Raw genomic sequence first — 26,982 nt, forward strand, 5'->3', positions numbered from 1 at the left:
CTCTATTGCCTGATTTGGATACGCACGATACGAGGCTTATCAGTCACACCCGTGAATGATGACCACCCCAATGATGCAGGCTTGCTTTGGCTTAGTTGCATGGGTGGAGCTTCGTCATGCTTAATACCAAGCTCTAAATCGAATGCCATCTGCTCTCGCAACACAAATTCTACGAGCGTGATAAGCGGCAGATATTCCTTGCCTGATGGCAAGAAATCACGAAAACGAGCTTGAGTAAGACCATTGATACAAATGACAAACTTTCCACTCCTGTCACCCACTTTGCTGCCGATCACTGAATCCATGCCAATGGCGGCATTGGCCATGCCCAAGCGCATTTTTTGTTCTTCTGGAATATCAACATGACGCAATTCCCACTGCCGAATAGACACATCGTCGAGATCGAAGCAATGAGCGATGATGCCTGCCACTACCTGTGGTGAACGGCTTCTTCCGGCCAATACACCAGCGTAAGAAAGCATCTTGCACCAGTTAATGGGGGTCTCACCCCGTAGGTTTTCATCAGCCAAACCCACCAATGCGAAAAGCTGCGCGGAAAAGGCATCAGTCGCGCCTTCACGAAAACGAATGTAGTAGCGGTACTTGCGCCAAACTTGATAAACCAAGGTCAAAAGACGGTGATTGAAAAAATCCAAAAACGGTTTTCTCAGCCCCGTTTCTTCGCTTTCTGTCAGGATGTCTTCAATGAAAAAACCCGGTAGTGGTGACTGAGCACCACTCATACCAAAGAACGTGGTTTCAAGACGCAAACGGTCGCCTTCTACCGCATCCAGTGCAGAAACATCACTGGCTGCAAACCCCAACCCTGGATTGGCTCCAAACAAAATTTTGCTCGATGTCGAAACCTCGTCTTCTGGATCGAGGTCGCCAATGTTGTGCAGCAATTCCACCAATTGATAGAAGTTGTAGCCACGCACATTTTTGGGCAGCAAACTATCGACATTGTCGCTCCCCATATCGTCAGATATACCTGGAGCGACGGAAGCCTCTAAATCAGTGGCTGTTGTCCGTTTTGTAGACCCCATGTATACCTTTCCTGGTTGTCTGCGTTTATCACGACAAGTTCGTGAAACGAATTAATGCTGGCGTAGAGCGAGAAAAAACGGCTTAGCACTGTGCCGAAAATATAGAGTTCACCTTCTGAGCCAAAAGAGGCTTGAGACAACGTAATTTCTGACCTTAAGCCCCTAACAGGTAAGCCACGAATAAGCTTTTCAATTGGAGAGGAATTGATCTCAACAATGCCATCTAGTCGGTGGCGTGATACACGCTCGGCTTGCCTGTCAACCAAGGCGCGAAAGTCGTAAGCACGCAACACTGAAGACAGCGCATCTTTTGAAAGCAAAGATAAATAATTAAGAGATAAGTTCGAGATAAGCGTCCATAACAACGTACCGTCCAACATGGGACGCATTGGCGCAGTGGGTTCCGTCAAATTGCTAAAACTGGCATAAGCTGGCGACGAATCTGTCGGTACGCAAATGTCACCCTTACCCAACTCAACCGGCAATTGTCTGTTAGTGCAGGTTAACGACAGTGAAATGGCTTCACTAAACCCTGTGCATTCCGTTTCGTCGCTGCGGACAAACGAAATATGATGGTCAAAACCATCGTTGTGAATACTGTCTTTGACACGAACTCGGTAGTAAAGCGCTTTACGATCTCGCGCACGTTCAATTTCGTGTTGGAAGCTTTCAAACGGGGTATAGGTTCGAATTTGACCGCGTATACGCCCAACGTTATTTTCTTGCCATCCCTGAACAGTATCTACACTGAAAATTTCATAATGCGCAGCGTAGCGGCTCGATGGCGTGATTTTGTATTCTGCACTTTTGCCATTGAGATCAATTGGATCGGCGTCATGCTCAAACAGATTGATCACGGGAGTACAGTTGAGCTCAAACGTTTCATCTTTGACTCTGACATCTGGCGGCAAGGTCTTCGAAAAGCTAAAGCGCAATGTGAATTTCCCCGTCACATCCGCAGGGACATAACGCCCTAAATCTGCCACATCGAAGAAGAGGAATGCCTCTGGAAACGACAAGTACTCTTGTAAAATCCTATATCCTTCGTAGACATTTTTAGGGTACGGGAGAATCGCATCATCCCCTTCAAAGCCAACCGCTCTGAAGCAATTCTTTGGTAAGGTGACGATTTTATCACCCACAACCACTTCCACTTTTTCAAGGTAGTGGCTGAGCCATAGGTACAGCATTTCAGCGCTGTAAGTTTCGCCACTTAAGAAGAATCTCAGGGACTTAAGGCCAATTTGTCCGACACTTTGGTCGCCCAAAATCCCTAGTTCCACATCGACTAAAGAGGCTTCACGGGTATGAACCGTACTGACACTATTACGACGTAAAGGGTAGATGCTGACATCTCGACAAGTTCTAAAATGACAAACCGTGCTAAACACAGGATTGGCATCCAACTGTGTGCCCTTTTCAATGGTTTGAGCGTAAGTCAGCGCCTTTTCATCTGGTGAGAATTGTACAATGCTAATGCTCGGCACTGGACGAAGGTAATTCGGCCAAAGCATGTTAATAATGGAATGCGTTAACTCAGGAAATTCATCTTCGACTTTCTGGCGAAGTCTCCCTGTCAGAAACGCGAAACCTTCAAGCAAACGCTCAACATCTGGGTCGGTGTGACGGCTATTTAGAAAACGGGCAAGCTGCGGATAAACTTCCGTAAACTCGAGTCCCTGCTCTCTTAAGAAAGCAAGTTCATCCCTGAAATATCGATTCCTTGACACCTAAACTACCCTGTATTTGCGATTACTGTCTAAAAGAAGGTCAATTTGTACTTTGCGGTGCATTGCACCGAGGTTGACCGACGCTGAAATCTGAAATCGTAAATTGAGCGGCGATCCGTTATCAGGTAGCACATTAATATCCATGCTCTTGATACGCGGTTCATACGTCTCAATACATCGGCGAATCGCACGGCGAATTTGCAATGCCAGATCGTGTGAACTCAGTGCAGCATCGTTAAAATCAATCAGTCCTAAATCGGGCGCACTGAGGGATTCCCCAATGCGCGCGTTAAGCAGATTCGAAACATTGACTTTCAATGAGTCGAGCACGTCGGCCGGATCTGGACCTTGTGTCACAGAGCGTTGCGGCGCATCAGTTTCTAACCGTTGAAAGAAACTGACGCCGTACGCGATGTCATCTGCATCAGGGATTGCCATCGATTACGCCTGATCCAAACGACCAACAAGTGACAATTCAAAGTTTGCACCCATGTATTTGAAGTGCGGACGCACAGACAAAGACACTTGATACCAACCTGGATTACCTTCTACGTCCAATACTTCGACTTTCGCTGCACGAAGTGGACGACGGCTACGAACCTCTGCTGGTGGGTTTTCCTGATCTGCCACATACTGACGAACCCAAGTATTAAGCTCACGCTCAAGATCTTGACGCTCTTTCCATGAACCGATCTGCTCACGCTGTAGCACTTTAATGTAATGCGCCAAACGGTTGATGATCATCATGTACGGCAGTTGAGTGCCCAACTTGTAGTTGGTTTCGGCCTCTTTGCCTTCTTTGGTATTAGGGAAGACTTTCGGCTTCTGGATGGAGTTAGCCGAGAAAAATGCTGCGTTATCACTGCCTTTACGCATGGTCAGAGAAATGAAGCCTTCTTCCGCCAGTTCAAATTCTTTACGGTCAGTAACGAGCACTTCGGTTGGGATCTTGGCTTGCAATGCACCCAGAGATTCAAACAAATGCACCGGCAAGTCTTCCACTGCACCACCACTTTGCGGACCGATAATGTTCGGGCACCAGCGGTACTTGGCGAAGCTCTCCGTTAAGCGTGATGCCAAAGCAAATGCAGTGTTACCCCACAGGTAGCTTTCATGAGATTCACTCACATTTTCACGGTAATTAAACGAAGTGATTGGGTTCTCTACTGGGTCATACGGCACACGAAGCAAGAAGCGCGGTGCTGTTAAACCGATATAACGTGCATCTTCAGATTCACGCAACGAACGCCATTTGGTGTAACGAGGGCTTTCGAATGTTGCTGCCACGTCTTTCAGGTTTGGCAACTCTTCAAACGAGTCAATGCCAAAGAATTCTGGAGCAACGGATGATAAGAATGGCGCGTGTGCCATCGCACCCACTGAACCGACATACTGTAGAAGTTTCATATCAGGCGTTGACGGAGTAAACGCATAGTTGCCCACAAGCGCCGCCACTGGCTCACCACCAAACTGTCCATAGCCTGCTGAATAAACGTGTTTATACAAACCAGACTGCGTGGTTTCTGGCGCGAATTCAAAATCATCTAGAAGCTCTTGCTTGGTTGCATGCAACACTTCGATTTTGATGTTCTCGCGAAAGTCAGTACGGTCGACCAACAGCTTCAAACCACGCCAAGCAGATTCCATTTCTTGCACAGGTTCGCTGTGAAGTACTTCATCCATTTGAGCACTGATTTTTTTGTCGAGCTCTACCAACATTTGGTCGACCAGCGCCTTATTGACTGGCTCTTGCTCTTTGTCGGAACCAATTAGGTTCTCAACAAAAGCAGCCACGCCTTTCTTGGCAATGTCATAACCTTCTTCACTCGGAGCAAGACGGGTTTGCGCCATGATTTCGTCGAGCAGACTGCCAGTTTCGCTAACAGAGCTCTCAAGCGTTTTTTCTTGTACGGACATTAACAAAATCCTTTTCTCTTCTGCGTGAGTTAAGCGTCAGGAGCTGGTTTATCGTCAGCACCTACTAGGTCTAATTCAGCCAATAATTTCTCTCGGGAATCTTCTGATGCAAGCAACTCTTGGAGACGTCCACGAAAAGCAGGAATATTTCCAAGAGGGCCTTTCAATGCGACCAATGCCTCACGAAGTTCCACAAGTTTATTAAGTTCTGGTACTTGTTTCGCAATCGCATCTGGTGAAAAGTCAGCCAAAGATTTAAAAGACAATTCCACAGGAAGTTCTTGTCCCTCTTCCTCAGTCATAACATTTGGAACAGAGGTTTTAATAGCAAGACCACTCTCTCTCATCACTGATGTGAAATTATTCTTGTCTACAGAAACAGCTTCCCTTTCCTCAATTGATGTATCTTCTGGGTGTCCTTTAAAGTCGCCCAAAACCACCATTTTTAGCGGAAGTTCGATTTCTGCCTGCGCGTCACCTGTTGCAGGAACATACTTAATGTTAATACGTTCTTTTGGTGCAACACTGCCCTCTTTCGCCATTATCTTGCTCTCCTTTACGTTTTAGAGATGTCGTACAACGGAATCGTTGCTACATTTTAATTCACCAATTTCAACACAAATAAATCAGTCAACTTAAATAATTTAGAAACATAAGCACTCGTCTCAAAATAGAAACTATGCGATTGAGTTAGATAAAATACGAAGCAGAAACCCACTTACATGGCAACACCAAGAAAGCAACTTCTAGCGAACATAATTATCAATAAAAGCAGAGAACAACAGGAGGGAAAACAGAAAAAGATGAACCAAAACAACAGCTAACCTTGAACCACAGAACAAGTTCAAAAAAATCAAGGAAACTGATGCCTTTGATCGCCATCAATGTTTAAGAGTGCCACCGTAGAACTTTGCCAACCAACGTTTAAATTTTGTAATTTGCGCCATTAACTACAGGTAAGGAAATCTCTATCCCAACAGTAATTAAGCACATTCTAATTTTAGTTATATTTATTTAGCTAGTTATTGCCAAAACCAATACTAACTTTTTTATTCTTTGTCTGGGCACATCATGAAACATGACCCCGACAGACCACAAGAAAAAGAAGTGAAATTTTGCATAGAAAAATATAGAAATAAGATCTACATCTATAATATTCATCAGTAGAACAATCATCTCATAATTGAGATAATACACAGTTAAAATCTGACGACATAAGAAATTCACTACTGACAACAAGGATATTTAATTGGGGCGGGCTAATTACCTAGTACTTTTATCATCACAATGGATAATGTAAGCAGACATTAATGACATGGTGTATTAATTGGAATTGACATCACTATGTTAAACTAAAGGTTACACTTATTAAAACACCAAAAATATATTAAATAAAATCTCGGCCATTTTAATTTTTCTATTGCATCATTTAGCCAATATTGACAGTTCCTCCTCCTATCACGACTCCGCCGCAACCAACCGCATCGCCTGTCCGCGCCACCGCTTTTCCGTTCGCGAAAACAGTCCCTGAGCCTGCAGCAATGCTTCTTCCATGAGGTGGATTTTTGGGTTTGTCATGAGGCGCCAATGCATCACCTTGACGGGCAAGAGGGATGCCATCGACTTTGACATCTGGGGAGGCTGATATAACCGGAGAAGGATGAAATCCATCATGATCTGTTCCAATGTTACCTAGCACAACAGCATTTCCCATAAAATATCATCCTTGTTCAATGAGACCGCCTCTACTGGGCAACAGTAATGGCGGTTGTTCGATACACATCCATGATGCAATTAACAAGCCAACAGCTACACATGTATTTTCAAGTAGTTAGCTAACCTCCAAGCAATGATCGAGCAATATATTGCCTATGAACTGATGAAAACTTGCTCATCAAGCAACAAATTGCTCGATTGACAACAGTTTGATAACGTTTTGGGGAATAATTATCGTCTAAAAGTTAAACGCAAAGCCCAGTCCATAAGCACTGTCATCAAAGTTGTAATTGGAAACAGTTAGTCCGTAACCTGTTTCTGCTTTGAGGTACCCTCGTAATCCTTGGTAAATTGGAAAATTCCAACTCAGTCTATAGAGCGTTCGATCGATATCATCAGCAAACAGATTGCCTATCAGTACTTTGACTTCTTGTGAATCCGTGGGGTGCCATCCAAGTTCAACTTCACCAAACCCCAAATAATCAGAAATCGTTGGGTTATAGCTAACACTTCCAACCCTTAGCCAAGGCTTGAACCTCAAGTAGCCCCATTCCCAATTGCGTTTCACCTCACCATACGCGCGATTCCAGCTGACTTCGTTGTTGCCACCCGCACCATTCGATTCGTGCTCAGCGCCTAGTGACCATTGCCACATCTCGACATTCAGCCGATAAAATAATTCGGGATTATAGCTGCTGTCACGAAAGTAGGCTGAGCTGTCATACGCCTCCCAATTGGAACGTTGGGTATAGGCCATATATAAACCATGTTGGTCAAACTCAAAAATCTGATACTTCACACTAAATTGAAATTGTACGAACGTGTCTTTTGCGCGGGTATTGTTGGGGTTTAGAGGAGCAAAACGTGCCTGATTAACGTTGCTTTCTTTATAGTAAGGCAATAGATAATTGTCTCGATGTCCGGAGAAATTGTTTTCTATCGCATGCCCATACGGAGCCAACAGTACGGTTACGAGAAGCGTACTGGCCTTCAATGTACATAGTTTCGTCTTCATCAAACCTCCCTAAGAATTTGCCGAAGTAGCTCCTACTGCGACTATTAACCATTCAGCAAAATTCTCGAGAGTATAGATGTCCTATTCGCCATGCAGCGTGGCGTTTTACTTGATGAATCAACTATGAGGCAATATTCCGAATGGGTGAGAAAGCCCACCTCACAGACAACGGCACACAATGCATACCTTACATTGGCGAGAAAAAAAGCCAGCGTTGCCCATTGACCGAAACGTGTTATGTGAACACTCGTGGTTATTCATCTCGCCGCCCAAACGCAGCCTTTTCGCATTAACCTATCCACCATTGGGTTCATCAATTCTTCGACCGTATGACCAATCGAACAATAAAATACCTTTCCTTCATCCCACCTACGACGCCAAGCAATCGGCATCACAGTGCCTTCAATCCAATGTAGGTAGTCCCCAGAGAATGTCGTGGTGGCGAGAACATCATTACTTGGGTCGACCAGCATGTAATATTGCTCGCCATGAATATCAAAATCTTCTAACCCCGCCATGAATGGGTCGTCATTTTTAGTGAACGTGACGCGATAATCGACGAAATCATCAGACGGAATCGGGTTGTCTGGCCAGCCTGGCGGATGCGCAACAAATTGGCCACCAATCATAAAATGGTACGTAGGATGGTCACGAAAGGCGTCGCCCATGTGTCCGTGCCAACCCGCGATGCCACAACCTGCTGCAATCGTATTCAGCAATGCTTGCTCTTGCTCACGCGTAATATTACCAAATTCATCCTGATGGCTACTGCGGGCGCTAGACCATATAGGTACAATGAGGTCTAGTGAGGCTGTCACTTCAGCATCTAACAAGGGTTCGAACGTGTCATATGACGTGACTTCAAACCCCTCCTCTTCTAGCAGTTGTGTTGCCCAATCACAAAATACCGTAGGTGTATGTCCTTCCCAACCACCCACAAACAACGCCGCTTTCTTTGCCATAGCCTTTCCCTTATTACACAGTTATTGATTCTTTTGGTTCGCCAAGAACGGGGCGATAGCCGCCATGTCGCTTTCACCCCAGCCTTGTTCTTCTGCCGCTTCCAATTGCTGCAAATTCGTATTGATTTGCGCCAGCGACCAATCATTTTGCTTTGCCATGTCAGCCACAAGTGCCATATCTTTTTTTGCTAAGTTAAGCGAGAAAGTGACAGCGTCACTTTCACCAAGGTAAAGTGGTGTCCGAAATCGAATCATGGGCGAACCCGCCGCACTTTCTCCCAACAACGTCATCAGCATTTTCTGATCAATATGACAAGAAGCGGCCAAGGCTAAAATTTCTCCTACAATCTGATTCTGGCTGTGAATCACACTGTTAATGAGAAGCTTGGCCGCATGTCCTCTGCCCGCGCGACCTACCACAAACTGCGCTTTCCCCATGATCGATAAACAGCGTTGAACACGCTCTGGCACAGCATTATCTGAACCCAACATAAAAACCAACTCGCCCGCTTCGGCCGCGTTTAAACTGCCGGAAACTGGAGCATCGATGTAGTTAACGCCCTTTGTTTTCGCAAAGTCTGAAAGTTTTTCTGACAACGCGGGACTGATGGTGCTCATTTCCACCCAATGGGTAGCGTGTCGAGTCGTTGCCGCCGCCAAGCCGCTATGTTCATCCAAATATACCGATTTCACCGCGTCATCATTGGCAAGCATGGTAAACACCACATCACAGGTCGACGCGACTTGAGCAGGTGTTTTCGCGGCGATCACATTCGAAAATGCGTCAGTTAGAGAGCGGGACTTGTCTTCGCTTCGGTTCCAAACCGACAGGCGAACGCCCTCGCGAGCCAGATTGGCGGCCATCAGCCACCCCATCCGGCCTAATCCAATAAAGCCAATGTGCATGCGATACCTACGTACTAAGTTGCTGAACTGATTGTTGACGAACTGAATTGAAACTTAGTGTTAACTGAGGTTGCTTGTTGCCTCAGCTGTTTGACCTGTGATGGCGGTGACCAGTCGATTCTCAGTGACCGTTTCAGCCGTAAACTCTTCCATCACTTTCCCTTCATAGAGGGCGAGTATTCGATCACTGACACTCAGTACCTCTGGCATTTCCGAAGAAATCACCAGAACAGCGAGGCCAGAACGAGCTAGCTCTCGTATCAGGGCATGAATTTCTGATTTGGATCCAACATCAATCCCGCGTGTTGGCTCATCAAGAATGAGGACTTTAGGATGAATAGACAGCCACTTGCCAATCACCACTTTTTGTTGGTTACCACCGCTGAGATTACCCACGGGATAGCTGCCATCTGGTGCTTTAATGGACAGTTGGTCGGCGTATTTTTTGTAGACTTTGCTTTCTTTTCCTTCGAGGAGCCAACCAATGACAGACACGCGATCAAGTTGTGCCATGGTGATGTTGTCTTGACAGCTCATGGGCAGCACCAACCCTTGCTCTTTGCGGTTTTCAGGCACTAAAGCAATGCCGATCTCTACCGCTTTTTGACTGTCATTGATTACTGTTTCTTGCCCTTCGAATCGAATAGTGCCGGAATCAGGCTGACGTAAACCGAATAAGGTTTCTGCGATTTCAGTACGCCCAGCGCCTACCAGCCCATACATACCGAGAACTTCGCCTTCATGGATCGAAAATGAAATATCTTGATAGTGGCGCTCAAGCGACAACCCTTCCACTTCCAGCCGTATCTCTCCACTTGCCGACATTTGAACCACTTTGCCCGCTTCAAGTTCACGACCGATCATCATCGCCGTCACTTCCGGTTCATTGGTGTCTTTTGTGATCAAAGTGCCACGGTACTCACCGTCTCGCAGCACGGATAAACGGTCAGAAATGGCGAATATTTCTTCCATTCTGTGGGAAATGTAAGCAATACCGACACCATGGGTTTGAAGCTCTTTGATCACCTCAAACAACACGACTTTTTCATAGTCTGTCAGCGATGCCGTTGGTTCATCAAAAATCACGATTTTGGGTGTGAACACCAAAGCACGCGCAATTTCCACCATGTATTTTTTTGCAATGGTCAACGACGAAACCTGATCATCAGGCCCAAAATCGCAATTCAAACGTTCGAGAATTTCTGCGGCGCGCGCGCGAAGCTTGGTGTAATCCACCACACCAAACAGCTTGGTGGGCATCATGCCAAGGAAGATGTTTTCAGCCACCGTCATGTCTTCCACCAATGATAACTCTTGGTGGATCATCAAAATGCCGTGGTGCTTAGCATCCATCGGGGTTTTAAGCTTAACCACCCCACCATCGATCAGAATATCGCCTTCTTCTGCCTGATAAATGCCGGACATCACTTTCATTAGGGTTGATTTACCCGCGCCGTTTTCTCCGAGCAGTGCATGAACTTCACCTGCTCGAATATCAAAACTCACGCCATTCAGAGCAACCACACCGGGAAACACCTTTTTGATATTTTTCAATTCCAGCGTCGATGCGACTGATGTTGAAGCGGCTTCAGCGTTTGTCTTTGCTGTCATATTCATGCGCTTACGCCTCCACGCTCAGTTTGGTTAACTTTCTTATCGATAAAGAGAACAAGAATGAGTATCGAGCCCATGATCACCAGCACGTAGAAAGCCGGTACTTGGAGTAGATTCAACCCGTTTCGTAAAATACCAATAGCAAGCACGCCGCCGAGTGTACCCATGATGCTGCCCGCGCCCCCTGTTAGTCTGGTTCCGCCAAGTACCACTGCGGTGATTGTCCAAAGCTCGAAATCACGCCCTAGATTAGGCGTTGACGCGCCCATTTGGGTTGAGAGCGTCACTCCCGCAAGCGCCGCAAGAAAACCCACCAGCATGAAATTGACCATCATGTGTGGCCCAACTCGTATCCCTGCATCAATCGCTGATTTCCGATTTCCTCCAACGGCATAACAGTTACGTCCATGAACTGTATATTTCATAACAAAATGCATAATTAACGTAGCGACCAAAAACAGCAGTGCTAACGTTGGGAAACCAAAAACAGAACTTGAACCGAAATCTGAATAAGCAAAATCGCTGGCATAGAAAGATTGCTCGCCGGTATACACAAACACTAAACCGCGCACGCCAATCATGGCCCCCAAAGTCACGATAAATGCATCCACCCCTGTCTTCCAAACAATCACACCATTAAGCATTCCCAACAACGCGCCCGATGCCAGAGCAATCAAAACAGCCGCAGGAATACCGATTGAACCTTGTAACTCAATAGCAAGGCTGGCTGCCAATGCCACGACAGCACCGACTGACAGATCAATGTTGCCGTTGATCATCACAACCGTCATCCCCAGCGCGATGAAGCCAATCGTGGAGGTTTGTATCAAGATGTTTTGAAAATTGGTGATATCAAAAAAGTATTCTGACGAAAAGCTGAACAACACAATACAAAACACAACGAATATCCATATCGGTTGCGTTTTCAGAAAGCGGACAATTCCATCCATCATTTAATCTCCTTCGGCTTTCCGTCAAAATTTGGTGAAGAAACTGCCACGTTTCGTGCCCACATCGAGCCAAACAGCAAGAATAATCACAGCCCATGTCACTAGCCATTGCGCGTAGTACGGGAAGCCCAACAGCAGTAAGCCGTTCTGAATAAAGCCCAGAATCAATACACCAATCACTGTTTTTGTGATGCTACCTGAGCCACCTAACAAACTGGTCCCTCCCAAAATAACGCCTGCAAGTACGAGCAATTCATAGCCCTGCCCCACATTATTCTGTGAACCCATGACCCGCGAGCCCAAGATAAGTGCGGCACAACCTGTCGAAAAGGCCGACAATAGATAGGTACTGAATACCAGTTTGTTACGACGAATGCCCGAGTACGCGGTCGCGATAGGGTTACCGCCCACAGCAAAGATCTTTCTCCCATAAGCAGTCCGCTTTAACAGCAATTCATAAATCACTGCCAGCACTAAAAAGATGATGATAGGCACCGCGATGGGCCCAAGAAAACCTCGTCCGAACAACGCAAACCAGGTGTCTTCTTGGTTCGCGATATCCACGTTCTGCCCACCGGTGTATATCAAAGTTAAGCCCTGTATCGCAGAAAGCATTCCCAAAGTGACAATGAGCGAGTTAAGCCGCAAATAGCCCACCAAAAAGCCATTCACCATGCCGACCAGAAGCGTAAAGAGGAACATCAATAGAATGGCTTGTCCGGGTCCGACCTTATCGTGCAAATCAACCACCAGAACGGTGGAGAAAGAAAGTAGCGAACCGACCGACAGATCAAGATTTCCGCCAATAACAACAATGGTGACACCCAGCGCAATCGTGCCAACGATGGACGCTTGACGGATCACCGTCATGAAATTATCCGTGCTGAGAAATCGATCAGATGAAAGTGAGAACGCCACAATAAACATAAAGAACGCGACCAAAATACCGTGTCGCGCCATCAGTGCTTTCACCGAGAATGCTTGCGTGTTCCCGTCCACCACACCACCTTTTTTGGTGGCATCAGTTGGAGTTCCTGAAGCCATATACATATCCCTTGATGAATAGAAAGAGCGTCGCAATCCTTGCTGAAAGGTGCCTTTCTGCCCACATAATTTGGCGGAAGGCAGAAAGAAGCTGAATGACACCTCTGTACTCTTATGCAACATTAACGCTCTAAAGTAAGAGTAGAGAGGCGATAGGCTTTCTAGAAAACAGGCTTGGTGAAATTTGCCATATTCTCTTGCGTAATTTTTGGTGTATCAAAGTAGTTAAGTTTCGCCACTTCTTCGCCATTTGCGATAGCTATGGCCGTCGCTAACGCGTTTTCCGCATCATCGACCGGTGACTGGTAAACAGAGCCCCAATATTCGCCTCGGCCCATGGCCTCATAGCCAACCGCAAAGTTGGTAGCGCCAATAAACGCAATACCTTCACGCCCAGCTGCTTTCGCCGCATTCAATGCGCCTACGCCCATGTTGTCATCACCGGAATAAACGCCGTCAATGTTGTCATACTTGGTCAGGAAGTTTTCCATCACGCGTTGCGACTTCTCGCGGTTCCAATCACCCGGTTGCGTTTCCATAATTTTCACATCAGGACACGCAACAGCCAGTCTGTCTTCAAAACCTTTCTGACGTTCGATGGCAGTGGTGTAGCCTGGCTGACCGGAAATTTGCACGATCTCACCTTTACCATCCAATGCATCACACATCATCTCGGCAGAATACGCACCTTGAACAATGTTGTTTGGCCCAGAGAACGATTCAATAAACTGTTGGCCTTCCTCTGCTACATTGGAGTTTGTAACAACAACCGGAATACCCGACTGCTTCGCTTTACGAATAGCAGGCACTACCGCTTTACCATTGGTTGGCCAAATAATGATCACATCGACTTTTTGTTGAATGAGATCTTGTATCTGCGCGATTTGACGTGCGACATCACCGCCAGCATCCAGAACCACAGTTTCCACACCTTCCGTGTTTCCTGCTGCTTCTTTAAACGCTTTTTCATAGGTGGTTTGGTATGAATCAACACCAACATTGTTCTGGGTAATACCAATGACCAAATCTTTGGCGTTGACTGCTGTTGCACTTGCCGTAATCATCAGACCTAACAAGGTTTTACTGATTGTTTTCATCCTTACCGCTCCGTTGCTGTGCACCCAATGAGAGAGTGCTTTCAAGTTGCGACAGACCTTCCCGGCCTGTTACTGCATGACCATGCCGCCATCAATCATGATGAGCTGCCCAGTCATATAATCTGAGTCTTTACTTGCGAGGAAACTGGCAGTGCCCAACACATCTTCAGGGTAGGAATAGCGACCGAGAAGAATCATGTCACGCGCCAAGGTGTCCATGGATTCACCAGGCTTTTCAAACTTACCAATGGCGACCAAATCTTTATCCAATTGCTCCCAAAGTTCGGTGCGCACCACGCCGGGGCCATAGCCGTTCACTGTTATGTTGTGTTTCACCAATGCCTTCGCTCCTCCATTGATCATGGCAAGCACTGCATGCTTACTGCATGAGTACGGCACCACGTCATCAAATGCCATGCGAGAAACGATCGAGCCGACGTTAATAATTTTATATGGCTCATCTTCAGGGCCTTGAGCAATCATTTGCTTGGCAGCTTCTTGCATGCCCATCAAACAACCCAATCCATTTACATCCATGATTTTCTGCCAATTTTCCTCTGTAATATCAAGGAACATCAGAGGCTTATTGATACCTGCATTGTTGAGCATCACATTAATTGAACCGAATGCATCGACGGTTGCTTTCACGCCAGCTGCAATATCAGCACGTTTTGTCACATCCATTTTGACGGCGATAGCTTCACCACCTTTCGCTTTAATGCGATCAACAACTTCTTGGCAGCCATCAAGATTTACATCTGCGACACAAACTTTCGCGCCCTGCTCTGCATAATTCTCAGCAATCGCCGCGCCCATGCCGCGCGCTGCCCCTGTGATCAGCACATGTTTTTTCGCTAGTCTCGATGTATCCAAGTTGCCCTCCTTATTTTGCTGTAATCAATACTTGCCCATCACGATTACAGCAAACGTTTGCAATGAATTTCCGTTAACGTATGATTTACATTTAGCAACAAGCATAGAACAAGAAATGCACGATAAAAATAGCCTGTCGTGCTCCATTTTTGAGAATTAACAGTAGGTATATTTAACAAGATGTTACTACTACCTTGTTAGAACGAGAAAATATCTCAAAGCACGTCATTTCCATTGAATAAATATTCCTTCCAAAACCCCAAGATTGATCACAAACCCACTTTGCTACAAAGCCTTTCAAATGCACATTTATTGCAAAAAAACGGCAATTTTATTGCAAACGTTTGCAAAAGGTTTAACGTTATAGGATACAAATGAAAGAAACAAAGCGAGGGATAGCTATGCATCAAGATCATCTGGAATTTGGCGAAGACGCACGCAAGCGCTTACTGATAGGTGCGAACCTTTTAGCTGATGCCGTTAAGGTGACGCTCGGTCCCAAAGGGAGAAATGTGGTCATGCGCAATTTCGACCAACCGCCCATCATTACCAAAGATGGTGTTTCCGTCGCACGCAAGGTCGCGATTAAAGGGCAAATGGAAGAAATGGGGGCATCGTTGATCCGCGCCGTCGCGTCGAAAGCCAACGATGAAGCGGGTGATGGCACGACAACCTCGACCGTGATTGCACAAGCCATTCTTAATCAAGGGTTCAAAGCGCAAGCGGCGAACTACAACATCATCGATATTAAGCACGGTATCGAGAAGGCCATTCAATCCGCTGTAATAGCACTTAAAGACGAAGCTGTACCTTGCGATCAGGAAGCAGACATTGAACATGTCGCCACCATCTCCGCTAACAATGACACTAGTATTGGCAAAATCGTCGCCGAGGCGATTCGTGCCGTCGGTGAGCATGGCGTTGTCACCATTGAAGAAGGCAAAGGCTTTCACACCGAATTACATGTGGTAAAAGGCATGCAATTTGATCGCGGTTATCTCTCACCACATTTCGTCAACGTGAGAGGAAAAATGCGCGTTGAACATGTTATGCCATTGATCTTATTGGTTGATGGCAAGCTAAGTCAGTTTGATCAAGTTGTACCTGCCATGGAAATTGCTGCCAAGCAAAAACGACCGCTTTTTGTCATGGCCGAAGATGTAGAAGGTGAAGCCCTCTCTACCCTCGTTGTTAACCACATGCGTAAAACCTTAGAGGTGGTTGCAGTAAAAACACCGGGGTTCGGCCCTCGCCGACAAGAGATTTTACATGATATTGCGGCGCTAACAGGCGCTACCGTCATGTCAGCTGAAACAGGTCATGATGTGGCTCAGATAAGCGAGCATGATTTTGGTCAGGTCGAAAAAATCGAACTCTCTAAAGATTCGTTTACCTTAATCAAAGGCCTAGGCTCAGAAGCGCGAATTGCTGATCGCATTGCACAAATCAACGCCGAGATTGAAAATTCCGATTCTGAATATGACATGCAGAAGATGACCGAACGACGCGCCCGTTTGTCAGGTGGTATTGCTCTCATCGAAGTGGGCGCCGCGACCGAAACCGAAGTCAAAGAAAAGAAAGCCCGCGTTGAAGATGCTTTGCACGCCACCCGAGCAGCAATTGAAGAAGGCATTGTACCTGGCGGCGGCATTGCCCTGCTGCGAGCCTGTGAAACCATGGCCCTGCCCGATGCCTCGAGCGATGATGAAAAAGCAGGTATGCAAATCGCGCTAGATGCAATGAAATCGCCCTTTAGACAGATTGTGAAAAATGCAGGGCTCGATGCTGGTGTCTATCTCGAAAAAGTCAGCAATCAACCCTTCGAATTCGGATATAACGCGGCCAATGGTAAATTTGGTTCTATGCTGGAGATGGGCGTGATAGACCCTGCCAAGGTGACACGATTGTCACTGCAAACCGCGAGTTCCATCGCGGCACTTATGCTCACCACAGAAGCGCTGGTCGGTGATACAGATCCAGACTACGTACCGTCTCACCACCATGAGCATTAATGTTAGTTTAAGGCTTATGTCCGAAAGCTAGAAACAACAAAGGGAGCTCACGCTCCCTATATTGTTTCTCTTGTTACCCATGCTTGTTACTGTTGCCCTATCGAATACTCAACCTAGAGCTCACCCTGCCAATCGTGGGACTCAATCATTGATTTCACTTGCTGCAAAAATGCACCGGAATACGCGCCATCCACCGCCCGATGATCGAACGATTGCACCAGCATACCCACACTGCCTATTCCCAGTGTTTCTCTGCCATTCACATTCACCACCACGGGTTTGCGAACAATACTGTCGATAGACAAAATCGCAATTTCAGGGTGATTGATAATCGGCGTGGTAAACGCGGTACCTGAACCGCCATTGTTAGAAAGCGTGTAGGTTGCACCACTCATATCATCCGGCGTTAACCGGTTTTCACGTGCTTTCGTGGCAAGCTCAGCAATCTGTCTTGCTAATCCCAACACATTCATTGTGTCAGCATGTTTAATAACAGGAACCACCAAGCCTTGATGGCTAAGGTCCACAGCAATACCCAAGTGGATTGGCACACTCAATACCAACTTGTCTGCCCCCACTTGCCCATTAAGATGTGGAAACGCTTGCAGTGCTTTCACAACAGCCCTAGCAACGAAGGCAAGCGGCGTCAAACTGCAACCATAACGCTTCTTAAACGCCATTTTGTTAGCCTGTCTGACATCTTCAACGGCATCAAAGCTGACTTCCATCCCTTGCGCGACATGCACGGCATTTTGCACCGATGAGGCCATCTGACGTGCAATTTGCTTACGCATTAAGGTGAAAGCGACCGCTTTTCCTTTTATCAATATTGGCAACGATGAAACCGGACTTGTCTGACTGGCTTGCGTTGCGCGTGAAGCCAGTGCCGCGTCACCATCAAGATAAGATAAAACATCAGATTCCGTAATGCGCCCGTATCTGCCGGTGCCATCAAGGTGATTGATGTTCACGCCATGTTCCGTGACCAAACGACGCACCGACGGAGACAACTGTGCCAGCACGTCATCTTCTAGTGCCAATGCTTCTTGATCACGAAAAGCGTCTTGATTTAGACGAGTAGAAATCTGCTGAATATGTGCCTGCATATCTCGCTTGGTGATACGCCCATCGTAACCACGGCCTGCTATCACCGATAAATCAACCTTATACTTGGCGGCGAGATATTTCACGGCGGGAGAAAACAAACCATTACCACCTTGTAAACGATGTTTGGATGCGATTAACCTCACATTGACTTCATCCGACAACATAGGTTTAAGCATTTCTGCCTCTGCCTGTACAGCGCGACTTAAGCCGCCTGAACTCGCAAGCGCTGTCTCTTTGCCCTCAAAAACCAACTCGTCACCTTCTGCTGCTAATAAGGCAACGGGCTCACCCACAGGGATCACTTCACCAACGTTAGCGATGATTTTGGTCAATACCCCGTTTTCCATCGCAGGCACTTCCATTGCGACTTTATCGGTGGAAATTTCGAACAGTGCGTCGCCTTTTTTAACGACATCACCTTCAGCTTTATGCCACAGAAGAATTTCCCCTTCTGCGACTGTTTCCCCCAACTGGGGCATGATGATATCCATGTCTGCCTCCTGATTTATTGGGAACAACCGGGCCAATCAAGGCCGATGTATTGGGTTTCAGTAAATTCATTAATACCGACATAGCCACCTTCGCGACCAAGGCCACTTTGCTTCATACCACCAAAGGGCGCGGCTGGGTCAGAAATCACTCCTTTGTTAATCCCCACCACACCCGCTTCAAGTTGCTTAGCGACCGAGACGGCATGTGCCGCATCAGAAGACATCACATAAGCTGCCAAACCGAAGATAGTGTTGTTGGCGGCATCAATCGCAGCCTGTTCATCATCAAACGGAATGATCACGGCGACGGGGCCAAAAATTTCGGTATACCGAATGTCGGCATTCTCGGGAATGTCATTGAGTACTGTCGGTGGGTAGAAATATCCAGCACCACTTGGCTGAACACCACCCGTCAGTAAATTCGCGCCTTTTGCAACGGCATCATCGACCAGTGAAGCAACTTTTTTCTGGGTATCACGATTAACCAATGGGCCAATATCCACGCCGTCTTGCGTGCCATCCCCCATGATCAGTGCGCCCATTTTCGCCGCCAGCGCTTCGCTGAATGCTTGGTAATGCTGACGCGCGACATAGATTCGGTTTGCAGCAATGCAGGACTCACCCGCATTGCGAATTTTGGCCACCAGCGTTTGTTCAACCGCGGTATCAAAATCCGCATCATCCAGCACCAACAACGGTGCATTGCCACCCAATTCCATGGAGCTATTTACCACGCGCTCTGCCGCATTATGCAGCAACACGCGCCCCACTTCCGTTGAACCGGTGAACGAGACTTTTCTTACGCGTTCATCGGCAAACATGACCTCAGAAATACTGCGTGCGCTTTTTGATGGCAACACAGAAATAGCATCATCCGGTACGCCAGCTTCCGTGAGTAACGCGGCAACATACAACGCCGTGAGAGGTGTTTCAGTCGCAGGCTTTAAGATCACTGAGCAGCCTGCAGCCAACGCTGGCGCAATTTTTCGCGTCGCCATTGCAGCGGGGAAATTCCACGGCGTCACCAGATACGCAACACCAACAGGATGATGGGTCACCATAATGGCTTTATCACCATTGGGCGCTGAGGATAATGCATCATTCATCTGCACGACTTGATCGGCAAACCAACGAAAGAATTCCGAGGCGTAATTCACCTCACCCCGCGCTTCATTAAGCGTTTTGCCTTCTTCAAGCGTGATGATACGAGCAATCGTTTCTTTTCGTTCCTGCATCAGGTGATAAGCACGACGAAGCACTTCAGAGCGATGACGTGGCGAGGTTTTTCGCCACTCAGCAAAACCTCGACTAGCCGCATCAATTGCGTCTTTGGCATCTTGTGAATCTGCACTCGCAATCGAGGTTAACAAAGATTCGTTAGCAGGGTTGTAGACGGGAATGTCTGCCCGCCCTGTATGTCGCCACTCGCCACCGATTTTTAATCCGGTGGGCAGCGTGATGTCATCAACAATCATATCTCAACCACCTCACGCACTTCAGCCACGATACGCGCTACCGACGGGATCACATGGTCTTCCAAGTTATCTGCGGCGGGCAGAGGGATATGCGGCGTGGTGATGCGAGTGGGTGGCGCATCCAAATCAAAGAAACGCTCTTTGCCCACGATTGAGACGATTTCAGCCCCCCAGCCACATAGCTGCGGGTTCTCTTCTACCGTCACTAGCCGAGACGTTCTTGCGACATCTTCTAAAATCGTTTTGGTATCCAGCGGCACAAGGCAACGCAGGTCGATCACCGAGCAATCGATCCCTTCTTTGGCTAAAATTTCCGCTGCTTTTTGGGCTCTTGGCACCATAGCCGCCAGCGCCACAATGGTCACGTCATTGCCTTTGCGAAGCACGTTAGCTTCACCGAGATTAACCACATGATCGCCATCCGGCACTTCGCCTTTCATGGCGTATAGCGACTTATGTTCAAACACAATCACTGGGTCTGGGTCGCGAACCGCAGCCGCAATCAAGCCTTTTGCATCGGCAGGGTTAGAAGGGGCGACGACCTTGATACCCGGGATCATCATCGCCCAATTTTCGACACTCTGAGAATGCTGCGCACCAAAGCGCGAGCCTGCGCCATTCGCGGTTCTGATCACCAATGGCACCGACACCTGACCGGCTGTCATGTATCGTGCTTTCGGTATTTCATTGGCGACAAAATCCCAACACACGGCAAGAAAATCTGAGAACATGATTTCCGCAATCGGTTTCAAGCCTGTCATGGCTGCCCCCATTGCCGCACCCAAAATGGCTTGCTCAGAAATCGGCGTGTCTCTCACACGCTCTGGGCCGAACTCTTCAAACAGCCCCACAGTAGCTTTAAAAACACCGCCTGCGGCAGCAACATCTTCGCCAAGAAATACCACGTCATTATCTCTGCGTAATTCTTGTGCAATCCCTGCTGCGACTGCTTCGCGATAACTCATTAGTTGCGCCATGCGAAACCTCCATTTGCCCAGACATCTGTAAAACACAATGACGTATCAGGCGTCGCAGATGCTTTCGCCGCCTCGGTTGCATGATCCACTTCCTTGCTCACTTCGCTTTCGATTTTCTCGAGCACACGCTCTTCAATGCCTTCACCTTCAAGACGTGAGCGATAAAGAGGAATGGGATCGTATGCAAGCCAACGCGCCACTTCTTCAGCAGGGCGATACTTACCTGGGTCTGCACGAGAATGCCCTTGGTGGCGATAGGTTTTCGCTTCAATCAAAGAAGGGCCACCACCGCTGCGTGCTTTTTCAATCGCCGTTGACGCAACGTCAAACATGGCATCGGCATCGTTGCCATCGACGATAATGCTCTCCAGCCCATAGGCGCTGGCACGATCTGCGGCGGGATGTTCAACCGCTGTGACGCTGCCAATTGGGGTGTATTCCATGTACAGGTTGTTTTCGCACACGAACACCACAGGAAGGTTCCATATCACGGCAAAATTCAGTGCTTCATGAAACGCACCGATATTGGTGGTGCCATCCCCAAAGAACACCACGCTGACTTCGCCGGTTTTTTTGTATTGGCTCTTCCATGCGCTGCCATTGGCAATACATAGCTGTGCACCAATGATGGCGTATGAACCCATGGCACCATGCTCAACACTGGTTAAGTGCATAGAGCCACCTTTCCCGCGCAAAATACCGCAGTCTCGCCCCATCAACTCACCGAATAGCGCCGTCATATCAGCGCCTCGTACCAAGGTATGAGTGTGTCCGCGATAGGTGCAATAGGTATAATCGCCTTTTTGCATTGCGACACCAAATGCCGCTGCCACGGCCTCTTGACCTAATGCCAGATGGTTCGTGCCCTTCACAAGGTATTGAAGAAAGAGATCGGAGGCACGCTGTTCAAAGCCTCTCGCCCGCAACATGGTGCGGTAGAGTGACAGCCGTGTCTCCAGACTGTTTTCCGACATAGTCTGTTCCTTTTGGATTATTCTTAGGTACGCCCAACGGTGCTATGCGCTATTGAGCTATTGAGCTATTGAGCTATTGAGCTATTGAGCTATTGAGTAAAAGTTTGCAGCGGTTGTGGTGCCTTTATCCAAGACAGAGGCTTCGACAGGCAGTGCACCTACATGAGAAGCCGATAACGTTGGAGAAATGAGCCACAACAGCTGACAAATCAGTATTTATTGGCGATGAAGAGTTCTTGCGCCGGGAAAAGCGTAATGATTTCACAACCCTCAGCTGTGACGACCACTTCTTCTTCGATGCGTGCCGCACCATTGCCATCGGCAGACGGGCAATAGGTTTCAAGCGCAAACACCATGCCCTCTTGAAGCTCAAAGGGGTTTTCCATCGAAACAAGACGACTGATGATTGGGCGCTCGTGCAGCGCCAAACCCAAACCATGACCAAACTGCAATCCGAACGCTTCCATTTCGCTGGCAAAGCCAAATTTTTCGGCCTTTGGCCATACTGCGGCGATTTTGTCTGTAGTCATGCCAGGGCGGATGAGATCAATGGCGGCATCAATCCATTCACGGGCTTGCTTGTACGCGTCCTGCTGGGCTTGGCTAGCACTGCCAACGTTCAATGTGCGGTAGTAACAGGTGCGATAGCCGTTAAACGAGTGGATGATGTCAAAGAACGCCTGATCGCCGGGGCGATACATACGGTCGGTAAAGTTGTGTGGGTGCGGGCTGCCGCGCTCACCTGAGACGGCGTTAATGGCTTCTACATCGTCTGAGCCATTGTCATAAAGGAACTTGTTTGCGTTGGCGACACTTTCGTTTTCACGAACGCCAGGCTTTAAGTTCACCGCCAATTCGTGATAAGCCCCATCTACCATGGCTGCCGCCATATTGAGCAATACGATTTCGTCCATGGATTTGATTTGACGCGCTTCTAACATCACTTGCTGACAATCGCGAACATCTAAGCCTTCAGCTTGAAGCGCTTCCAACATTGGCGGCTCACACACATCGATGCCGAGAGGCATATCTGCAACGCCTTCCTCCACCAGCAGTGCTTTAATATCCCGTGCTGCTTGCTTGAACAGGCCCGCTTCTTTTGCCACCGAACCACGCAAACCCAACATACCTGCCTTGAAATGGTCAGGGTCGATAAGCCCTTGATAAAGCTGATGATGCTTTGCCGCGGAACCGAAATCCCACAAGTACGGATCAGAGTTACCCGTAAACAAGGCATAACGCGCGATTTTGTCTCGTGCCCATTCGCCAATGACAGTACTGGTCAAATAACGAATGTTGTTATTGTCAAAACAAAGTACCGCGCCCAAACCCGACTCTGCTAAGGCTTTACGCGAGCGCCCCAAGCGATACTGATGCAATCGATTGAAGTTCACGCGCTGTTCAAAATCAACACTCATCCTACCCGGCGATGGAATACGCTTAGACCAATCCCAGCCTGGCTCAATATCAGATTCTCGAATAATTTCCGGTTCCGTTGGTTTCACGATACTCATAGCAGCAACCACTCCATTTATTGCAATCGTTTGCATTAATTAAGCAAATAATAGGCGATTAATTGCGGCGAATTAAAACCATGATCGGCTGCACGCGCAAAAAATCACCAACTTGCAAACGATTGCAGCACATAGTAACTTAGCTGTCAATGCAAAGGTTGATACAATGTTAAAGCAAAGTTGCCGTGTTTCATTCATGTCAGGCAACCCTGTTTTAGGGAAGAGTTTTGGATAACGATAAAAATAAACGCATAACTGTCAAAGACGTAGCTGCTGCACTCGGCATAAGCCCATCAACGGTGTCACGGGCTTTGAGCCCAGAAAAACAACATTTGGTCTCCGACCGTGTTATCGAGTTGGTGGAAAAGAAAAGTGAAGAAATGGGATATACCGCCAATCCCATGGCGACGGCACTAAAGCGGGGAGCAACGAAGACTATTGGTATGATGATCCCCGATATCCTCAACCCAATTTTCCCGCCTCTTGTTCATGAAATTCAGCAACTGACTAACAAGCTTGGCTACACTCTTACGCTTGCTTATACAGAAAATAATCAAGAACTTGCGCTTGAAGAAGTGAAGCGCCTAATCGCACGTAACGTGGACGGTATTATTCTCGCATCGGCGTTTCGCAAAGACCCCACGGTGGATTATTGTCTCGACCACGGCAAACCATTGGTGCAGGTTAACCGTGTTATAGATAACCTCGCCTCAGATCAGGTGCTGGTTGATGATCGTGAAGGAATCTATCAACTGTTCGAGCATCTTTATAAGCTTGGTCATCGCCATATCGCTCACATTGCGGGTCCAAACGAGATCTCGAGTGGATTAAGCCGTCGTCATGCTTTTATTTCTATCGCAGATATGTTTGATGTCTCCCCTGATCATGCGCCAGTGATCTCTGCGAGAGCATTTAGCGAACTCGCTGGTAAAGATGCAACTAAGATCCTGTTGAAAGAGCACCCTGAAGTGACAGCAGTGATTGCTGCAAACGACTTGCTGGCATTAGGCTGTATCGAAGAGCTAGAAGCTGTAGGGAAGATCATCCCAAACGATATTTCTGTAACGGGCTTTAATGATATGCCCTACTTGGATTGGTTCCGTATTCCTCTAACCACCGTCTCATTGCCACAAACACAACTTGGCGATCAATCTGTGCGTATGTTGTTGAGCCAAATCCGTAAAGACAGTGACAGTGCTTTCCCTCGCAAGGTATTGCTGCAACCTAGGCTGGTTGTGCGTAAATCGACGACGACACCGAGAAAATAGCGACGAGACCATTCGGATTTGATGCAGTAATACCATTCGAAATGTAGAGCGTGCAGAAGAAACCCGCCAGTCCGCACATTGCTGACTGGCGGGTGTTATTTTCGAAGTTGAATTCCATGCTGCTCGGACCACACTCTCAAATCATCAAGTATTTTCAAAGCACTACGACCAAACTCGGTCAATTCATAGCTCACCGCAATGGGGCGATCACTGATCACTTTACGCACGACCATGTCTTCTGCTTCCAGCTCTTTCAAGCGCTGGTCGATCATTTTTTTACTCGCCCCGCCGAGCAAACGGGCCAAATCATTAAATCGTACGGGTCCATCTTTCAGGTGGTAAATCAGCGTTCCCTTCCATTTTCCACCAATTAGACGCATGCCCTTTTCGATGGCACAGGGTTCAGTACACGTGTTGACCACACTTTTACGACCTTTAACGTCGATCTTCACTTCGCTGTTCACGATTAAATTCTCTTGTCAGACATACAGGTCACTTAAAGTACACAGGTTAGCACCTGACCCAAGGTTACCATAATGAACCAGGTTGAAACATGGAAGCGTTACCAAGGTTTCATCGAGTCAGATTGAATACTCTGTTAGGTTTTCCAGTCCGCCCATACGCTAAAACCCCATACAACATCTGTACGCAGATCCAACATATCCCCCAATAAAAAATCACCCAGATAACATCTATCACTATTAATATGATTTAAATCAATATTAATAACCAATATTCGTTTATAACTCTCCATACTGGAATGATATTGATTCTTGTTTGTGCATCGAGCATGAACATGTTTAGGGAAAGAAATGGACAATACACGTTACCTCACCAGCCAGAATGGCGCACCTGTTGCCGATGATCAAAACTCACTGACCGCCGGAGAGCGCGGCCCAGTATTGTTGCAAGATTGGCATCTTATCGAGAAGCTAGCGCATTTTAACCGCGAGCGAATTCCAGAGCGTATTGTTCACGCCAAAGGCACTGGTGCATACGGTACATTCACGCTGACCCGTGATCTGGCTGAATTCACACTGGCTGATCATTTCAACGGCGAAGGCAAACAAACAGAAACGTTCGTTCGCTTTTCAACGGTGGGTGGCGAAATGGGCTCGGCGGACGCAGAGCGAGACCCTCGCGGTTTTGGCCTTCGTTTTTACACCCAACGTGGTAACCACGATATCGTCGGCAACAACACGCCAACGTTTTTCCTGCGTGACGGTATTAAATTCCCAGATTTCATCCACACTCAAAAACGCAACCCACATACCAACCTGAAAGATGCTCAGGCCATGTGGGAATTCTGGTCGTTAAACCCAGAATGTATGCACCAAGTGACGGTGTTGATGTCTGATCGCGGCATTCCAGCTAACTATCGTCAAATGCACGGCTATGGTTCACACACCTACTCTCTTTGGAACAACAAAGGTGAGCGCTTTTGGGTGAAGTTCCACTTCAAGAGCCAACAAGGCGTAGTGAACTTGACCAATGATCAAGCCGCGATTCTGCGCGGTATTGACCCAGATTCAAGCCAGCGTGATTTGGTTTTAGCTATTCAAGACGGTCACTTCCCGCGTTGGAGCGTGAACGTTCAAATCATGCCGGAAGCGGATGCGAACACCTATCACATCAACCCGTTCGATCTGACAAAGGTATGGCCGCACAGCGACTACCCATTGATTGAAATCGGTGAGTTAGAACTTAACCGTTTACCAGAGAACTACTTCGCTGAAGTTGAGCAAGTGGCGTTAGCGCCAAGCAACTTGGTTCCAGGTGTTGGTGCGTCTCCAGACAAGATGCTGCAAGCGCGTCTGTTCGCGTACGCGGATGCACAGCGTTACCGTTTAGGTGCAAACTACAACCACCTACCCGTAAACTGCCCGCATGCCACACAGGCAAATCATTACCAACGTGCTGGCGCGATGGCAGGCACGCAATGCCCTTACTCTGGTCATCAGACAGGTCAAAATGTGTCACCAAACTTTGGCCCTAACCAACAAGATGATTTGGTTGAAGCCATTGAATTTAAAGAACCACCAATGCGTTTAGACGGCGAAGCAGACCGTTACAGTCGCTACAATCAAGACGACTTTGCACAAGCAGGTAACCTGTACCGCTTGTTCAGCGAAGATGAAAAAGCGCGTCTGATTGAGACTATCTGTGGTTCGCTGTCTCAAGCTTCTGAAGATGTTCAACGCAAAATGACCGAGCACTTCTGCAACGCCGATGCAGACTACGGTCAACGCATCGCGAACACGTTGGGCTTGTAGAACGCGACGTGTTTTAGATTT

23 protein-coding genes are annotated in these 26,982 nt (G+C 47.5%); 3 read left to right on the plus strand and 20 right to left on the minus strand.

What is annotated here, in order from left to right; genetic code table 11:
• Positions 1-2 precede the first annotated feature (2 nt).
• From tssG to LRP50_RS09745, 14 genes are all read right to left on the minus strand, one after another.
• Entirely contained in the window at positions 3-1,046 is a 1,044-nt protein-coding gene (gene tssG / locus LRP50_RS09680; protein WP_274164260.1) for a type VI secretion system baseplate subunit TssG, read from the minus strand.
• Positions 1,010-2,776 carry a type VI secretion system baseplate subunit TssF gene (gene tssF, locus LRP50_RS09685; protein ID WP_274164261.1) on the minus strand — a complete coding sequence of 589 codons (1,767 nt, stop codon included), beginning with the start codon at positions 2,774-2,776 and terminating at the stop codon, positions 1,010-1,012. Before tssF ends, tssG begins: the two co-directional genes overlap by 37 nt.
• Positions 2,777-3,214: a type VI secretion system baseplate subunit TssE gene (tssE, locus tag LRP50_RS09690; RefSeq protein ID WP_274164262.1), complete on the minus strand. Its 438-nt coding sequence runs from the start codon at positions 3,212-3,214 to the stop codon at positions 2,777-2,779.
• 3 nt (positions 3,215-3,217) lie between these two features.
• Positions 3,218-4,693 (minus strand): type VI secretion system contractile sheath large subunit, encoded by a 1,476-nt coding sequence (tssC, locus tag LRP50_RS09695; RefSeq protein WP_274164263.1) that lies wholly within the window; start codon positions 4,691-4,693, stop codon positions 3,218-3,220.
• 29 nt (positions 4,694-4,722) lie between these two features.
• Positions 4,723-5,235: a type VI secretion system contractile sheath small subunit gene (gene tssB / locus LRP50_RS09700; RefSeq protein ID WP_274164264.1), complete on the minus strand. Its 513-nt coding sequence runs from the start codon at positions 5,233-5,235 to the stop codon at positions 4,723-4,725.
• A gap of 887 nt (positions 5,236-6,122) precedes the next feature.
• A complete protein-coding gene (locus tag LRP50_RS09705) occupies positions 6,123-6,407 on the minus strand; it encodes a type VI secretion system PAAR protein (RefSeq protein WP_274164265.1) in 285 nt (94 codons plus the stop codon).
• 240 nt (positions 6,408-6,647) lie between these two features.
• On the minus strand, positions 6,648-7,424 hold the full coding sequence (locus LRP50_RS09710) for a phospholipase A (RefSeq protein ID WP_274164266.1): 777 nt from the start codon (positions 7,422-7,424) through the stop codon (positions 6,648-6,650).
• A gap of 257 nt (positions 7,425-7,681) precedes the next feature.
• Positions 7,682-8,386 (minus strand): ThuA domain-containing protein, encoded by a 705-nt coding sequence (locus LRP50_RS09715; RefSeq protein WP_274164267.1) that lies wholly within the window; start codon positions 8,384-8,386, stop codon positions 7,682-7,684.
• Between the two features lie 21 nt (positions 8,387-8,407).
• A complete protein-coding gene (locus tag LRP50_RS09720) occupies positions 8,408-9,292 on the minus strand; it encodes an NAD(P)-dependent oxidoreductase (protein WP_274164268.1) in 885 nt (294 codons plus the stop codon).
• Positions 9,293-9,352: 60 nt separating this feature from the next.
• The gene (locus tag LRP50_RS09725; protein WP_274164269.1) at positions 9,353-10,909 is read right to left on the minus strand and encodes a sugar ABC transporter ATP-binding protein; all 1,557 of its coding nucleotides are present in this window, start codon (positions 10,907-10,909) and stop codon (positions 9,353-9,355) included.
• Positions 10,906-11,859, minus strand: coding sequence for an ABC transporter permease (locus tag LRP50_RS09730; RefSeq protein WP_274164270.1), 954 nt, complete (start codon positions 11,857-11,859; stop codon positions 10,906-10,908). Before LRP50_RS09730 ends, LRP50_RS09725 begins: the two co-directional genes overlap by 4 nt.
• 21 nt (positions 11,860-11,880) lie before the next feature.
• On the minus strand, positions 11,881-12,900 hold the full coding sequence (locus LRP50_RS09735) for an ABC transporter permease (RefSeq protein WP_274164271.1): 1,020 nt from the start codon (positions 12,898-12,900) through the stop codon (positions 11,881-11,883).
• Between the two features lie 161 nt (positions 12,901-13,061).
• Positions 13,062-13,997 (minus strand): sugar ABC transporter substrate-binding protein, encoded by a 936-nt coding sequence (locus LRP50_RS09740; protein WP_274164272.1) that lies wholly within the window; start codon positions 13,995-13,997, stop codon positions 13,062-13,064.
• A 69-nt stretch (positions 13,998-14,066) separates the two neighbouring features.
• Positions 14,067-14,870: an SDR family NAD(P)-dependent oxidoreductase gene (locus LRP50_RS09745; protein WP_274164273.1), complete on the minus strand. Its 804-nt coding sequence runs from the start codon at positions 14,868-14,870 to the stop codon at positions 14,067-14,069.
• A 401-nt stretch (positions 14,871-15,271) separates the two neighbouring features.
• On the opposite strand from LRP50_RS09745, the gene groL reads away from it, so the two are divergent.
• Positions 15,272-16,882: a chaperonin GroEL gene (groL, locus tag LRP50_RS09750; protein WP_420791216.1), complete on the plus strand. Its 1,611-nt coding sequence runs from the start codon at positions 15,272-15,274 to the stop codon at positions 16,880-16,882.
• Positions 16,883-16,995: 113 nt separating this feature from the next.
• Here the strand turns inward: groL and LRP50_RS09755 are convergent, their stop codons facing one another.
• The 5 genes from LRP50_RS09755 to LRP50_RS09775 form a co-directional block, all read right to left on the minus strand.
• Positions 16,996-18,480 (minus strand): 2-oxo acid dehydrogenase subunit E2, encoded by a 1,485-nt coding sequence (locus LRP50_RS09755; protein ID WP_274164275.1) that lies wholly within the window; start codon positions 18,478-18,480, stop codon positions 16,996-16,998.
• A gap of 14 nt (positions 18,481-18,494) precedes the next feature.
• Positions 18,495-19,955: an NAD-dependent succinate-semialdehyde dehydrogenase gene (locus LRP50_RS09760; protein ID WP_274164276.1), complete on the minus strand. Its 1,461-nt coding sequence runs from the start codon at positions 19,953-19,955 to the stop codon at positions 18,495-18,497.
• Positions 19,952-20,932 (minus strand): alpha-ketoacid dehydrogenase subunit beta, encoded by a 981-nt coding sequence (locus tag LRP50_RS09765; RefSeq protein WP_274164277.1) that lies wholly within the window; start codon positions 20,930-20,932, stop codon positions 19,952-19,954. The genes LRP50_RS09760 and LRP50_RS09765 overlap by 4 nt, the downstream gene beginning before the upstream one ends.
• Positions 20,920-21,906 carry a thiamine pyrophosphate-dependent dehydrogenase E1 component subunit alpha gene (locus LRP50_RS09770; RefSeq protein ID WP_274164278.1) on the minus strand — a complete coding sequence of 329 codons (987 nt, stop codon included), beginning with the start codon at positions 21,904-21,906 and terminating at the stop codon, positions 20,920-20,922. Before LRP50_RS09770 ends, LRP50_RS09765 begins: the two co-directional genes overlap by 13 nt.
• Before the next feature lie 209 nt (positions 21,907-22,115).
• Positions 22,116-23,420: a M24 family metallopeptidase gene (locus LRP50_RS09775; protein ID WP_274164279.1), complete on the minus strand. Its 1,305-nt coding sequence runs from the start codon at positions 23,418-23,420 to the stop codon at positions 22,116-22,118.
• Positions 23,421-23,647: 227 nt separating this feature from the next.
• Here LRP50_RS09775 and LRP50_RS09780 point away from each other — a divergent pair, with 227 nt between their 5' ends.
• A complete protein-coding gene (locus LRP50_RS09780; protein ID WP_274164280.1) occupies positions 23,648-24,688 on the plus strand; it encodes a LacI family DNA-binding transcriptional regulator in 1,041 nt (346 codons plus the stop codon).
• Positions 24,689-24,783: 95 nt separating this feature from the next.
• Here the strand turns inward: LRP50_RS09780 and LRP50_RS09785 are convergent, their stop codons facing one another.
• Entirely contained in the window at positions 24,784-25,152 is a 369-nt protein-coding gene (locus tag LRP50_RS09785; protein ID WP_274164281.1) for a winged helix-turn-helix transcriptional regulator, read from the minus strand.
• Between the two features lie 348 nt (positions 25,153-25,500).
• Here LRP50_RS09785 and katB point away from each other — a divergent pair, with 348 nt between their 5' ends.
• Positions 25,501-26,961: a catalase KatB gene (gene katB / locus LRP50_RS09790; protein ID WP_274164282.1), complete on the plus strand. Its 1,461-nt coding sequence runs from the start codon at positions 25,501-25,503 to the stop codon at positions 26,959-26,961.
• Positions 26,962-26,982 lie beyond the last annotated feature (21 nt).

This window comes from Enterovibrio gelatinilyticus, from assembly GCF_028683095.1.
Classification (GTDB): domain Bacteria; phylum Pseudomonadota; class Gammaproteobacteria; order Enterobacterales; family Vibrionaceae; genus Enterovibrio; species Enterovibrio gelatinilyticus.